Here is a 13,310-nt window from a genome sequence, read left to right as displayed (position 1 = left end):
TTTTAATCTCCAGGTTTAACCCTTGATTGCCGTCAAATATCAGGCAATCTTACACCGGATGATGGTTGATTGAATCAATAAGGCTCTAACGAGGCAGCATGATCTTCAAAGGAACATCTTGCTGCCAGTCAGAGCGGGTAATATATAACTAGATATGTTTATATTTAATTTTATTCTTTGACAGGTGCCCCTACTTCGGAAACAACCATATCTTTAGTTTCTGAATCAAGGCTTAATTTGTCTGCTTGGTTGGCTTCTTCTTCATCTTCCAAATCACGCATTTCGATTTCACGATCTTCGGCATTAAGAATTTTAACATCCAATCCTAAACTTTGAAGCTCCTTAATCAATACTTTGAAGGACTCAGGAACGCCTGGTTCAGGGACATTTTCACCTTTGACAATCGCTTCGTACGTTTTAACACGACCTACGACATCATCTGATTTAACGGTTAGGATTTCTTGTAATGTATAAGCAGCACCATAAGCTTCAAGTGCCCATACTTCCATCTCACCGAAACGTTGTCCACCAAATTGCGCTTTACCACCAAGTGGTTGCTGCGTAACAAGGGAGTAAGGTCCAGTTGAACGTGCATGAAGTTTATCATCGACCATATGTGCCAGTTTGATCATATACATGACACCAACTGATACACGGTTATCGAATGCTTCACCTGAACGGCCATCATAAAGGACAGTTTTTGCATCACGGGACATCCCGGCTTCTTCAATCGTACCCCAAACATCTTCCTCAGTGGCACCATCGAATACAGGAGATGCTACATGAATGCCAAGTGCGCGTGCAGCCATACCTAAGTGAAGCTCCAACACCTGACCGATGTTCATACGTGAAGGTACACCCAATGGGTTTAACATGATGTCGACTGGAGTGCCATCTGGTAAATAAGGCATATCTTCTTCAGGAAGGATCCTGGAGATTACCCCTTTGTTACCATGTCGGCCAGCCATTTTATCGCCTTCATGGATTTTACGTTTTTGAACGATATATACACGTGCTAGTTGGTTTACACCAGGAGGCAGTTCATCGCCGTCTTCTCTGTTGAATACTTTAACATCAAGAACGATTCCGCCGCCGCCGTGAGGTACACGAAGTGATGTATCCCTTACTTCACGTGCTTTTTCACCGAAGATTGCATGTAATAGACGTTCCTCAGCAGTCAGTTCCGTTACACCTTTTGGCGTCACTTTACCAACAAGAAGGTCTCCGTCTTTCACTTCAGCACCCACACGGATAATTCCGCGCTCATCAAGATTGCGAAGCGCATCTTCCCCTACGTTAGGGATATCACGGGTGATTTCTTCAGGCCCTAATTTTGTATCGCGTGATTCAGATTCATATTCTTCAATATGAATAGAAGTGTACACATCATCTTTAACCAATCGTTCACTCATGATGATGGCATCTTCATAGTTATATCCATCCCATGTCATGAAGGCAACCAATACGTTACGTCCAAGTGCCAACTCACCTTTTTCCATTGAAGGACCATCAGCAAGAATTTCACCTTTTACAACGTTGTCGCCAACACTTACGATAGGGCGTTGATTATAGCACGTTCCTTGGTTAGAACGAATGAATTTTAATAGACGGTATTTATCAAGATTTCCTTTTACTTGCTGTCCGTCAACTTCACTTACCCTACGTACCCATACTTCACGTGATTCAACGTGCTCTACGATACCAGGGTGTTTACAGATTACAGCAGCACCGGAGTCTTTCGCTGAAACATACTCCATACCCGTTCCTACTCGAGGGGATTCCGGTTGCAGCAAAGGAACTGCTTGACGTTGCATGTTCGCTCCCATAAGGGCACGGTTGGAGTCATCATTTTCCAAGAAAGGAATACATGCTGTCGCAGCAGATACAACCTGTTTAGGAGATACATCCATGTAATCTACGCGGTCACGCGGAACAACGGTATTTTCACCGCGGAAACGTGCAACAACATCATTATCAAGGAATGAACCGTCATCTGACAGTCGTACATTCGCTTGGGCAACTACATAATTATCTTCCTCATCAGCTGTTAAGTAGTCGATTTGGCTCGTAATTTTACCTGTTTCAGGGTCCACACGGCGGTATGGTGTTTCAATGAAGCCATATGGATTAACCTTTGCAAAACTGGATAACGAGTTAATCAAACCAATATTCGGTCCCTCAGGCGTTTCGATCGGACACATGCGGCCATAGTGGGAATAATGAACGTCACGTACTTCAAAGCCAGCACGCTCACGGGTCAGACCACCAGGTCCCAATGCAGATAGACGACGTTTATGCGTCAATTCAGCCAACGGGTTCGTTTGATCCATGAATTGAGAAAGCTGTGAGCTTCCAAAGAACTCTTTAATGGATGCAATGACTGGACGAATGTTGATTAGTTGCTGTGGAGTGATTGTATTCGTATCCTGGATGGACATTCTTTCACGTACGACACGCTCCATACGGGATAAACCAATTCTAAATTGGTTTTGCAGCAATTCACCAACAGAACGAAGACGACGGTTACCTAAATGGTCAATGTCATCCGTGATTCCCACACCATGCAATAAGTTAAAGAAATAGCTAATGGAAGAAATAATATCAGCCGGTGTAATGTTTTTGACCTGGTCGGTCACATAGGCATTACCGATGATATTGATCACTTTTTCGCCTTCAGCATCGTTTGGTGCAAACACTTTAATAGGTTGAAGAAGAGTTTCTTCCTCTACTACACCACCTGATGGATGGAATGTTTTGAATCCGATTCCAGCTTCGATATGAGGCAGAATCCTATCAAGGGTACGACGATCAAGCATTGTCCCTTTTTCAACGATGATTTCACCTGTTTCAGGATCAATCAAAGTCTCTGCAATACGTTGTCCGAATAAACGGTTCTTAATATGCAGTTTTTTGTTTATTTTATAACGGCCTACATTAGCTAAATCATAACGTTTCGGATCAAAAAAGCGTGATACTAAAAGACTTTTCGCGTTTTCGACAGTAGGCGGTTCACCTGGGCGTAGACGCTCATAGATTTCTAGTAATGCTTTTTCTACACTCTCGGTGTTATCCTTTTCAAGAGTGTTGCGAAGATATTCGTTATCTCCGATCAAATCGATGATTTCTTGATCTGTTCCGAATCCAAGGGCACGCATCAATACCGTGATCGGTAATTTCCTGGTGCGGTCGATTCGAACATACACAACATCCTTGGCGTCTGTTTCATATTCGAGCCATGCGCCACGGTTAGGAATAACGGTCGCAGAGAATCCAAGCTTACCGTTTTTATCCATTTTCCCATTGTAGTAAACACTCGGTGAGCGCACTAATTGGGATACAATTACCCGTTCAGCACCATTGATGACAAATGTACCTGTTTCAGTCATCAGCGGGAAGTCCCCCATAAATACATCCTGGTCTTTCACTTCCCCTGTTTCTTTGTTAACAAGGCGCACTTTCACACGAAGTGGTGCAGAATACGTAACATCGCGTTCTTTTGTTTCTTCCACAGAATACTTCGGCTCAGCTAAGCTGTAATCGATGAATTCTAACGATAAATTACCTGTAAAATCCTCAATAGGAGAAATATCCTGGAACATTTCCTTTAAACCTACATCTAGAAACCATTGATAAGAAGCTGTTTGAATTTCAATCAGGTTCGGAAGATCCAAAACCTCACTGATTCTTGCATAACTTCTACGTTGGCGGTGTCGTCCATACTGAACAAGTTGACCTGTCAACTGATTCACCCCTTAAATCAAGCGTTATAAGGATCCATTTGCCTCGGAAAAGGAATCATTTCCATAGACAAAAAGAAAATGGTTTTTATTTTAAAAACCACTATTTCTCATAAAACGAACTATTATTTATATATTTTTCCCATATTATCCATTGGTTATACACCAATGGTATAAAAATTGCATAGTTACGGAATTATATATATGCATTTTATAATACTAACATAGCGAAAATTTAGAGTCAAACCTTTTTGGCTAATAGTATATAGTAACCTTTTTTCTTAACGGGCACTTCAATATTTCCAAATAATTGCTCCATTTTATCCATTGCGGAAGGAGCCCCTTGTTTTTTTTGAATGACAACCCATAATTCTCCACCAGCTACCAAACTGCGATAGCTTTCTTCTAAAATTTCGTGGACTACACTTTTACCTGCGCGAATGGGAGGGTTCGTAAGAATCGCCGCGAATTGATTGGAGCCAACTTTGTCAAAACGATCACTTTCGTAAATCTTCACATTTGCAATCCCATTGGAAGCGGCATTCTCTTTTGACAATTCAACTGCCCGGCTATTTATATCAATCATTTCTATCGTTCTATCGGGATAAGCTGCCGCAATCGATATTCCGATTGGTCCATAACCGCAACCAACATCGAGAATATCTCCTTCCACAGCTTCATTAAGGTTAAAACTCTCAACCAAAAGACGCGATCCGAAATCAACTTCTTTTTTCGAAAAAACACCGTTATCACTTTTGAAGCGAAAGGCACGTCCCTTTAATGTGAAATCCCAAAATTTCGGATTGCTTACGACATCCGGTTTATGTGAGTAGTAATGCTCGGTCAGAGTCATCTCCCCCTATCAGAAAGGAATATTGAAGATTTAATGAGAGAAGAGAATTGAAGAATGGATGCTTGCACGCCGGAATGTCCGAATAACGAAACCCTCGTTATCAAACCATTAACGGCTAGTTTCCGTCATTTCTTTAAAATGAAGAAAAAAAGCCCGCCAGTGATAGCGAGCTTTTTGTTTATGCAAGATTACTTAACTTCAACGCCAGCTCCAACTTCTTCAAGTTTAGCTTTGATTTCTTCAGCTTCTTCTTTAGAAGCAGCTTCTTTGATTGCTTTTGGAGTGTTGTCAACAAGTTCTTTTGCTTCTTTAAGTCCAAGACCTGTAACTTCACGTACAGCTTTGATAACTTTGATTTTTTGATCTCCAGCAGATGTAAGGATTACATCAAACTCAGTTTTTTCTTCAGCAGCAGCGCCACCAGCAGCAGCTACAGCTACAGGTGCAGCAGCAGTTACGCCAAATTCTTCTTCGATTGCTTTTACAAGGTCGTTTAATTCTAAAACAGTCATATTTTTAACTGCTTCAATGATTTGATCTTTAGTCATTTTTATTTCCTCCTCGAAATGGTTGGTTTTTTTTTGAATCAGTAGGCTAAATAAGCAGTTAGCTTACGCGCCTTGTTCTTCTTTTTGCTCTGCAACAGCTTTTGTAGCAAGAGCAAGTCCGCGCATAGGTGCTTGAAGCACGCTGAGTAGCATTGAAAGTAGGCCTTCGCGTGAAGGTAGTTCTGCAAGAGCTTTAATTTCTTCAGCAGTTGCAACATTTCCTTCGATAACTCCAGCTTTGATTTCTAACGCTTCATGTTTTTTCGCAAAATCGTTAAGGATTTTTGCTGGCGCAATAACATCTTCAGTTGAGAATGCAATTGCGTTTGGTCCTGTTAGTGATTCGTTCAAAGCGCTAAGTTCAGCACTTTCCGCAGCACGGCGAGTCATAGAGTTTTTGTAAACTTTAAACTCAACGCCAGCTTCACGAAGTTGCTTACGAAGTTCTGTTAATTCAGCAACAGTCAATCCACGGTAGTCAACAACTACTGTTGATTGGCTTGCAGTTAACTTATCAGTAATCTCAGCAACGATTTTTTGCTTTTGTTCAATAATTGCGTTCATCCTTACACCTCCTGTAGATTTGCTTGAAAACATTTATACCGTTTCAAAGAAAAAGCCTTCATCTCTATTGCAGACATGAAGGCAGTAATTTCAAAAGTCATAGTCAAGGACTATTATTATCGAATTACCTCGGCAGGGAATTAAGCTCGTAACGAGCACCTACTGTCTACGGTACAAATGATATTCATTTATTCACAACAAAACTTATTATAACAATAATAGTTTTGGAATGTCAATTATTTATTGAAAGTAGAAGGATCAACTTTCACGCCAGGGCCCATTGTAGTTGTTACAGAAACGTTTTTCATGTAAGTTCCTTTAGCAGCCGCAGGTTTAACTTTCATTAATGTATCATAGATAGTAGTGAAGTTTTCCACTAGTTTAGCATCCTCGAAAGATACTTTACCGATTGGAGCATGGATGTTACCAGCTTTATCTACGCGGTATTCAACTTTACCAGCTTTGATTTCGTTAACAGCTTTTGTTACGTCGAATGTTACTGTGCCAGTTTTAGGGTTAGGCATTAAACCTTTAGGTCCTAATACACGGCCGAGTTTACCAACTTCACCCATCATGTCTGGAGTCGCAACGATTACATCGAATTCGAACCATCCTTGTTGGATTTTGTTGATGTAGTCAGATTCGCCAACGTAGTCAGCACCAGCAGCTTCCGCTTCTTTTGCTTTTTCGCCTTTAGCGAACACTAATACACGTTGAGTTTTACCAGTACCATTCGGCAGAACAACAGCTCCACGAATTTGTTGGTCAGCTTTCTTAGGGTCTACGCCTAAACGGAAAGCCACTTCAACAGTCGCATCGAATTTTGCGAAGTTTGCTTTTTTAGCAACTTCGATTGCTTCAGTTACAGCATAAGCCTTAGAAACTTCTACAAGCTTAGCTGCTTCAAGATACTTTTTACCTTTTTTCGCCATGATATAAATCCTCCTAAATTGTGGTTTTAACGGAATGACCTCCCACGAATAAAGGTTGCGAGTATCAATCGCAACCCCGTAGAAACAAATAGCAATTACATGGATTAGTCTTCGATGACAATACCCATGCTGCGAGCAGTACCTTCAACCATACGCATTGCAGCTTCAACGCTTGCAGCGTTTAGGTCAGGCATTTTAGTTTCAGCAATCTCGCGCACTTGATCACGCTTGACTGTAGCAACTTTATTACGGTTAGGTTCACCAGAACCAGACTCAATACCAGCTACTTTCTTAAGCAATACTGCAGCCGGCGGAGTTTTTGTAATGAATGTAAATGAACGGTCTTCAAATACCGTAATTTCAACAGGAATAATTAGACCAGCTTGATCTGCTGTACGAGCGTTGAACTCCTTACAGAATCCCATGATGTTTACACCAGCTTGACCTAATGCAGGACCGACTGGCGGTGCCGGATTCGCTTTACCAGCAGGAATTTGCAATTTAACCATTTTAATTACTTTTTTAGCCACGAGACACACCTCCTTATAAGTCCGTGATGTGGTAATAGGGTAATACCCTCCCACTCATCTTGAATTCTTTATATATTAATAAAGAATGCTTGTATCGTTGAGGCCTAAAAATTGAAACATACTGACCTTTGAAATTTTACCACTTTCAAAAGGCAATTTCAAGTTTTTTTCCGTTTATAATTTTTCCACTTGATTAAAATCAAGTTCAACCGGTGTATCACGACCGAACATATTGACTAGGACCCTTACTTTCCCTTTGTCTTTATCAAGTTCTTCAATTGGCCCTGCAAAGGTTGCGAAAGGTCCTTCTTTAACTTGAACCGTTTCACCGATTTCAAAATCAACTTCGATTTTGCTTTCATCTACGCCCATTCGTTTAAGGACGACTTCAATTTCTTCCGGAAGCAATGCAGTCGGTTTTGACCCAGCTCCAGATGAACCTACGAAACCTGTTACGCCAGGCGTATTCCGGACAACATACCATGAATCATCCGTCATGATGATCTCAACCAACACATAACCTGGAAATACTTTCTTTTTGGTCACTTTCTTTTTGCCATCTTTCACTTCTGTTTCTTCTTCTTCTGGAACTACAACGCGAAAGATCTTGTCTTCCATCCCCATAGTTTCAACACGTTTTTCCAAGTTAGCCTTAACCTTGTTCTCATAACCTGAATAGGTGTGAACTACATACCAATTCTTTTCCATGTGTTAGGACTTTAACGTCCTTCCCTCCCTGCAATCAATCATTTTCTTTATTAATCTTTATCTTTGAACGTTTTAGCCAAAAAACCATACCGGCGTCATCCTGACTTAACTAGAAAATATTGTGATGATTCATATTACAGCAGTGCTCGATTTTGAGCTTCTTCATTTATTAAAAAAGACAAATTAAAAAACCCGTTTCCGGGCTTTTCTGCTGACACATATTATTCTATCACTATTATACCTTATTTTCGAATCTCTTATTCAATAACTAAGCGAATTAATTCGGAAATACCCAAATCGACCACTGTAAAGAATAAAGCCATAAACAATACAGTCGTTACTACCACGATTGTATATTTGGTAAGCTCTTTGCGTTTCGGCCAGCTTACTTTTCGCATTTCGCGAGCGACTCCGCTGAAAAATTCGGTAAAACGTTTCATGAATGTACCTCCAAGCATTAGAAGCTTCTGTCAATCTATTTATAAAACGGTTATTTCGTTTCTTTATGAATCGAGTGTGAGTTGCATGTACTGCAAAATTTCTTGATTTCCAGTCGTTCGCCGCTTGTCGATTGTTTGCTCTCATAACTATAATTTCTTGAACCGCAATCAGTGCATGCAAGAACTATTTTTTTTCGCATTAGATACACCTATCCTATCTACTATATCCATAAAACCTTATCACGGCTGTTTTTTATTGTCAATATCAAAGCGGGTTTCACCCATTATGGACACCGGAAATCAAACATCGGTTACTTAACATCCATTAAAACTTTTAGTGAATAATAAACTTCCATGTGGAGAAGGGACAGATGAAATTAAGCGGAAAAAGCGGAGGGATTATAAACTGATTTCCCTTACTTCCAGATAGCGCTCGAGCTTTCTTTTCACCCGCTGAAGGGCGTTGTCGATTGACTTAACATGCCGGTTCAACTCTTCCGAAATTTCTTGGTAGGTTTGTCCATCCAGGTAAAGAGCTAACACTTTTCTCTCAAGATCACTCAGGAGCTCGGCCATCTTTAATTCGATATCGTCAAACTCTTCTTGGTTGATGATCAGTTCTTCCGGGTCCAAAACTTTCGTACCCGATATAATATCCATTAGAGTTCGGTCCGATTCCTCATCATAAATGGGCTTGTCCAGGGAAACATAGGAATTGAGCGGAATATGTTTTTGACGTGTTGCTGTTTTGATAGCTGTAATGATCTGCCTCGTAATGCATAGTTCTGCAAATGCTTTAAAGGAAGATAATTTATCCCCTTTAAAATCACGGACGGCTTTATATAAACCAATCATACCTTCTTGCACGATGTCTTCCTTATCGGCACCAATCAAGAAATAAGTCCTTGCTTTCGCTCTTACAAAATTACGATACTTTTGGATCAAATAATCCAGCGCCTCACTGTCTCCAGTGTGCACCATCCCTATCAATTCATCATCCTCAAACTGCAGATACTTTTCGTTCAGCTTCATTCCGAATTTGAGACCCACATTATATCCCCCTGACCTGACTCAGATAGAAATATTATACAGCAGGTAAATTTTACCCGTCAATGGTTCAAATTTTACCTCGGCGCCATTTTTCGAAAATTTCTGCCACTTCTTCACTTAAAGGAATCTTTGCCACGGGTCTTATCGTCGTTGTTTTTCTTACATCTTTCTTGATTTCGCCTTGAATTTCTTCCATTTCAACAAGCAGTTCACGAGCGGATTTCCTTAGGGCCCCTTGGCCAAAGATCACCCACTGTTCCGTGAAGTCAGAGGTTGCCACTTGAATTTGCGTTTTGACATTATTCAGTTCAATGGCCATCTTTTCTATTCTTTCATCCGCAGTTTCATTTTCTTTTGTAAAAATTACGTCAACTTTGTGATTTTTGAATATGCGGGCAATTCCCTGAACATATTGAGCGTCAAATACAATAATTACACGGTATCCGGTAAATGCTTGATATTCCGCCATCATTTCTATCAACCGGTCTCTTGCAGCAGCAAGATCCCGTTCTTTTAATTCCCTCAGTTCCGGCCAAGCTCCAATAATGTTATAACCGTCCACCAACAGAATATTCATTCCATCATTGCCCTAGAGGATTTCTTTTTCTATAAACCTCATACATCAATAAACCGGCCGCTACCGATGCATTTAACGAAGTTACTTGTCCTGCCATAGGGAGACGGATGAGAAAATCACATTTATCCTTCATTAACCGTGCCATGCCTTTTCCTTCGCTGCCGATAACAAGTCCGATAGGCATCTTTCCGTCCATGTTACGGTAATCATCGCTGCCTTTCGCATCGGTACCGACTATCCATACCCCTCGCTCTTTCAACTCTTCCACCGCTCTTGCCAAATTTGTAACGCGAGCTACCGGAATATATTCGATTGCACCCGTCGAAGCTTTTGCCACTGTTGCCGTCAAGCCCACCGCTCTTCTTTTTGGAATGATGATTCCATGGGCCCCGACTGCATCAGCCGTCCTCATGATCGAACCTAAATTATGCGGATCTTCAACTTCATCAAGGATCATGAAAAAAGGTGCTTCGTCCCGTTCAGCCGCTTTTGCGAATAAGTCATCCAGCTCCACATATTCATATGCAGCCACTTGTGCGATAACGCCTTGATGGATGCCTTCTGCCATTTGGTCAATTTTTTTCTTCGGTACGATTTGCACGAATACCTTCTTTTCCTTCGCCAGACCGATGAGTGGTTGCATCGAGCCTTTTTGCGAGCCCTCGGCTATCCAAATTTTATTAATATCCCGTTCGGAGCGAAGTGCTTCCAATACGGGGTTTCTGCCAATGATATATTCTTCACTCATGGGTTACTCCCCTTTTCTTCTTCAATGTATTCAATGGATTTTTTGATGAGTTCTTCCATTCTTTCTATTCGACCGGATAAATACAAAAATCCTATAAGTGCCTCGAAGGCTGTACTGTAGCGATACGTTTGCACATCTGTATTCTTCGGTACCGTACCGGATTTTGCATTTCGGCCGCGCCGAACGACAGCGGATTCCTCTTCCGATAACCAATCTGACTCCAGGAAAAAGTGGATGATTTTATTTTGCGCTTTAGCAGCTACAAAAGATGTAGCTTTTTTGTGTAGCAGATTGGGCTTGACCGCTCCTTTTTGAATGAGGTGATGCCGTATATACGTTTCGTATACAGCATCACCTATATATGCCAAAGCAAGACTGTTCAGCATTTTTGCATCTACCTTACTATCGTAATGAAGCATTAATTACCCTCTTTTCCATCTTGTACCTTGAGGGGTATCCTCTAATATGATATTCATGTTTTTCAAGCGATCACGAATTTCATCAGATAACCCAAAATTGCGGTCTTTCCGCGCTTGAATTCTCTGCTGTATCAAGCCTTCAATTTCTTCATCCAAAAGCCCCTCTTCTTCAAGGGACAACCCTAGGACAGAAAATAGGATGTTGAATTTATCAAGGAAAGCATCAATCACTTCCTTGTCTGTGTTTTTCTCCATCAAGTAATAATTTGCCTGTTTGGAAAGTTCAAAGAGCATGGATATTGCATTAGCTGTGTTGAAATCATCATCCATTTCTTTAATGAATTGTTCATGTAATTCATTCAGCTTCCCCAACCAAACATCATTATTCTCAGTCAATCCGTCACTTACTTGAAGGCGATGCTTTAAGTTTTGATAAGATGTCCTTAAGCGATCGAGGGACGCTTTTACATTTTCAAGCACTTCTTCACTATAATTGATAGGATGACGGTAATGTACAGATAACATAAAGAAGCGTAACACTTGTGGATCATGCTTCTGAATGATGTCATGCACAAGGACGAAATTGCCTAAGGACTTAGACATTTTTTCATTCTCAATATTTATATACCCGTTATGCATCCAATAATTCGCAAAAGTCTTACCCGTCAATGCTTCGGATTGTGCAATTTCATTTTCATGATGCGGGAAAGCCAGATCTTGACCTCCAGCATGAATATCGATTGTATCACCCAAATACTTCTTGACCATTGCGGAGCATTCGATATGCCAGCCAGGTCGCCCTTTACCCCATGGGCTCTCCCAAGATATTTCATCATCCTTGGCCGTTTTCCAAAGGGCAAAATCAAGGGCATCTTGTTTTTTCTCCCCTATTTCAATACGTGCCCCCACTCGTAGCTCATCGATGGACTGATGTGAAAGTTTTCCATAACCCTCAAACTTACGAGTTCGGTAATACACATCCCCTTCAGATTCATAAGCGAATCCTTTCTCAATTAATGCCGAGATGAATTCAATGATTGCATCCATGTTCTCCATTACGGTTGGGTGAGCATCGGCTTTTTTGCAGCCCAATGCCGACACATCTTCAAAATAAGCCTTGATGAAACGCTCAGATATGGTTGGAACATCTTCCCCCAATTCTTTTGCCGCACGAATCAGCTTATCATCCACATCCGTAAAGTTCGAAACGAATTGCACATCATATCCACGGTAATCCAAATACCTACGGACGGTATCGAATACGATTGCCGGTCTCGCATTACCAATATGAATGTAATTATAGACAGTGGGTCCGCATACGTACATCTTCACCTTTCCCTCTTCCATCGGGACGAAGGTTTCCTTTTTTCTTGTAGCTGTGTTATATATTTTAATCGCCATATTATAGACTCCTTTCTTTCTGCTTCTGTTCAGCCATCTTCGCTCTTAAGGCCCTGATTTCACTATCCAATTCCTTAAAGCGATCGGCGATTGGATCAGGAAGATCACAATGATTTAGATCTTTGTTGATTTTGATTCCATCTTGAATGACCACTTTACCTGGAATGCCCACCACTGTGGAATTAGGTGGCACTTCCTTTAAAACGACCGATCCTGCACCGATTTTTGAGTTTTCCCCAACAGTGATGGAACCCAGCACTTTTGCTCCTGTAGCAATCAAAACGTTATCCTTTATCGTAGGATGACGTTTCCCCTTTTCCTTTCCTGTCCCTCCAAGGGTTACACCTTGAAAGACAGATACATTGTCGCCAATTTCACAAGTTTCGCCAATGACGATCCCCATTCCATGGTCAATGAAGAAACGACGGCCAATCGTAGCCCCTGGATGAATTTCAATTCCGGTAAAAAACCGACTGATCTGAGATATACTTCTTGCCAGGAAAAAGAATTTCTTCTTAAATAGTGCGTGAGCCATCCTATGACTCCAAATCGCATGTAAACCCGCGTACGTCAATATGACTTCCAAATAGCTGCGCGCAGCAGGATCTTGATCAAAAACCACTTCGATATCCTCTTTAAACATCTTTAACAAAATGATTCCCCCCTATGTTCCGTACTTTTCCAACATCCCCTTTGAAGCTTTTAAAGCATATAAAAAAGCGTCTCTGTCCAAATAGACAGAGACGCTTTAAGCGCGGTTCCACTCTGTTTGGAATGTACGAAGCAGGTAAAGCTTTTTCCTG

Annotated in this window: 15 protein-coding genes and 2 other annotated features (1 of these 17 cut by a window edge); all 15 genes read right to left on the bottom strand. The window is 41.1% G+C overall.

The genetic code is table 11. The features are described from left to right. Positions 1-170: 170 nt before the first annotated feature. Complete coding sequence (rpoB, locus tag ACFX4I_RS20560) at positions 171-3,740, bottom strand: DNA-directed RNA polymerase subunit beta (RefSeq protein WP_377422722.1); 3,570 nt, start codon at positions 3,738-3,740, stop codon at positions 171-173. 238 nt (positions 3,741-3,978) lie between these two features. Beyond that, positions 3,979-4,584 carry a class I SAM-dependent methyltransferase gene (locus ACFX4I_RS20555; protein ID WP_230301720.1) on the bottom strand — a complete coding sequence of 202 codons (606 nt, stop codon included), beginning with the start codon at positions 4,582-4,584 and terminating at the stop codon, positions 3,979-3,981. 194 nt (positions 4,585-4,778) lie between these two features. Beyond that, on the bottom strand, positions 4,779-5,138 hold the full coding sequence (gene rplL / locus ACFX4I_RS20550) for a 50S ribosomal protein L7/L12 (protein ID WP_034305050.1): 360 nt from the start codon (positions 5,136-5,138) through the stop codon (positions 4,779-4,781). Positions 5,139-5,201: 63 nt separating this feature from the next. Next, on the bottom strand, positions 5,202-5,702 hold the full coding sequence (rplJ, locus tag ACFX4I_RS20545) for a 50S ribosomal protein L10 (protein ID WP_034305052.1): 501 nt from the start codon (positions 5,700-5,702) through the stop codon (positions 5,202-5,204). A 39-nt stretch (positions 5,703-5,741) separates the two neighbouring features. Continuing rightward, positions 5,742-5,892, bottom strand: a sequence feature (ribosomal protein L10 leader region). Positions 5,893-5,938: 46 nt separating this feature from the next. Beyond that, a complete protein-coding gene (rplA, locus tag ACFX4I_RS20540; RefSeq protein ID WP_057276474.1) occupies positions 5,939-6,634 on the bottom strand; it encodes a 50S ribosomal protein L1 in 696 nt (231 codons plus the stop codon). A 104-nt stretch (positions 6,635-6,738) separates the two neighbouring features. Then, positions 6,739-7,164 carry a 50S ribosomal protein L11 gene (rplK, locus tag ACFX4I_RS20535; protein WP_034305057.1) on the bottom strand — a complete coding sequence of 142 codons (426 nt, stop codon included), beginning with the start codon at positions 7,162-7,164 and terminating at the stop codon, positions 6,739-6,741. 174 nt (positions 7,165-7,338) lie between these two features. Further along, on the bottom strand, positions 7,339-7,872 hold the full coding sequence (nusG, locus tag ACFX4I_RS20530; protein ID WP_230301702.1) for a transcription termination/antitermination protein NusG: 534 nt from the start codon (positions 7,870-7,872) through the stop codon (positions 7,339-7,341). A 257-nt stretch (positions 7,873-8,129) separates the two neighbouring features. After that, positions 8,130-8,312 (bottom strand): preprotein translocase subunit SecE, encoded by a 183-nt coding sequence (gene secE, locus ACFX4I_RS20525; protein WP_076372883.1) that lies wholly within the window; start codon positions 8,310-8,312, stop codon positions 8,130-8,132. Between the two features lie 50 nt (positions 8,313-8,362). Continuing rightward, positions 8,363-8,512 carry a 50S ribosomal protein L33 gene (rpmG, locus tag ACFX4I_RS20520; protein WP_081113075.1) on the bottom strand — a complete coding sequence of 50 codons (150 nt, stop codon included), beginning with the start codon at positions 8,510-8,512 and terminating at the stop codon, positions 8,363-8,365. Positions 8,513-8,711: 199 nt separating this feature from the next. Next, positions 8,712-9,344 (bottom strand): RNA polymerase sporulation sigma factor SigH, encoded by a 633-nt coding sequence (gene sigH / locus ACFX4I_RS20515; RefSeq protein ID WP_230301719.1) that lies wholly within the window; start codon positions 9,342-9,344, stop codon positions 8,712-8,714. An 85-nt stretch (positions 9,345-9,429) separates the two neighbouring features. Then, a complete protein-coding gene (locus tag ACFX4I_RS20510; RefSeq protein ID WP_230301701.1) occupies positions 9,430-9,939 on the bottom strand; it encodes an NYN domain-containing protein in 510 nt (169 codons plus the stop codon). 4 nt (positions 9,940-9,943) lie between these two features. Continuing rightward, entirely contained in the window at positions 9,944-10,687 is a 744-nt protein-coding gene (gene rlmB / locus ACFX4I_RS20505; RefSeq protein ID WP_063235788.1) for a 23S rRNA (guanosine(2251)-2'-O)-methyltransferase RlmB, read from the bottom strand. Beyond that, the gene (locus ACFX4I_RS20500; protein ID WP_230301700.1) at positions 10,684-11,106 is read right to left on the bottom strand and encodes a Mini-ribonuclease 3; all 423 of its coding nucleotides are present in this window, start codon (positions 11,104-11,106) and stop codon (positions 10,684-10,686) included. Before ACFX4I_RS20500 ends, rlmB begins: the two co-directional genes overlap by 4 nt. 3 nt (positions 11,107-11,109) lie before the next feature. Further along, positions 11,110-12,507, bottom strand: a complete 1,398-nt coding sequence (cysS, locus tag ACFX4I_RS20495) for a cysteine--tRNA ligase (protein WP_098373570.1) — start codon at positions 12,505-12,507, stop codon at positions 11,110-11,112. A 1-nt stretch (position 12,508) separates the two neighbouring features. Beyond that, positions 12,509-13,159: a serine O-acetyltransferase gene (gene cysE / locus ACFX4I_RS20490; RefSeq protein ID WP_141994055.1), complete on the bottom strand. Its 651-nt coding sequence runs from the start codon at positions 13,157-13,159 to the stop codon at positions 12,509-12,511. Positions 13,160-13,243: 84 nt separating this feature from the next. Beyond that, positions 13,244-13,310: a binding site (T-box leader), on the bottom strand (it continues 182 nt past the right edge of the window).

Origin of the sequence: Peribacillus sp. YIM B13472, assembly GCF_042788005.1 — a bacterium.
GTDB lineage: Bacteria > Bacillota > Bacilli > Bacillales > DSM-1321 > Peribacillus > Peribacillus simplex_E.
The sequence above is the reverse complement of the archived record's forward strand: the minus strand, read 5'-3'. Positions and strand labels throughout refer to the sequence as shown.

What these genes read in the sequence shown, in the direction of transcription:
- rplL (WP_034305050.1), bottom strand. Translation starts at nt 5,138, where the DNA reads ATGACTAAAGATCAAATCATTGAAGCAGTTAAAAATATGACTGTTTTA.
- rplJ (WP_034305052.1), bottom strand. Translation starts at nt 5,702, where the DNA reads ATGAACGCAATTATTGAACAAAAGCAAAAAATCGTTGCTGAGATTACT.
- rplA (WP_057276474.1), bottom strand. Translation starts at nt 6,634, where the DNA reads ATGGCGAAAAAAGGTAAAAAGTATCTTGAAGCAGCTAAGCTTGTAGAA.
- nusG (WP_230301702.1), bottom strand. Translation starts at nt 7,872, where the DNA reads ATGGAAAAGAATTGGTATGTAGTTCACACCTATTCAGGTTATGAGAAC.
- secE (WP_076372883.1), bottom strand. Translation starts at nt 8,312, where the DNA reads ATGAAACGTTTTACCGAATTTTTCAGCGGAGTCGCTCGCGAAATGCGA.
- rpmG (WP_081113075.1), bottom strand. Translation starts at nt 8,512, where the DNA reads ATGCGAAAAAAAATAGTTCTTGCATGCACTGATTGCGGTTCAAGAAAT.
- sigH (WP_230301719.1), bottom strand. Translation starts at nt 9,344, where the DNA reads ATGAAGCTGAACGAAAAGTATCTGCAGTTTGAGGATGATGAATTGATA.
- ACFX4I_RS20510 (WP_230301701.1), bottom strand. Translation starts at nt 9,939, where the DNA reads ATGAATATTCTGTTGGTGGACGGTTATAACATTATTGGAGCTTGGCCG.
- rlmB (WP_063235788.1), bottom strand. Translation starts at nt 10,687, where the DNA reads ATGAGTGAAGAATATATCATTGGCAGAAACCCCGTATTGGAAGCACTT.
- ACFX4I_RS20500 (WP_230301700.1), bottom strand. Translation starts at nt 11,106, where the DNA reads ATGCTTCATTACGATAGTAAGGTAGATGCAAAAATGCTGAACAGTCTT.
- cysS (WP_098373570.1), bottom strand. Translation starts at nt 12,507, where the DNA reads ATGGCGATTAAAATATATAACACAGCTACAAGAAAAAAGGAAACCTTC.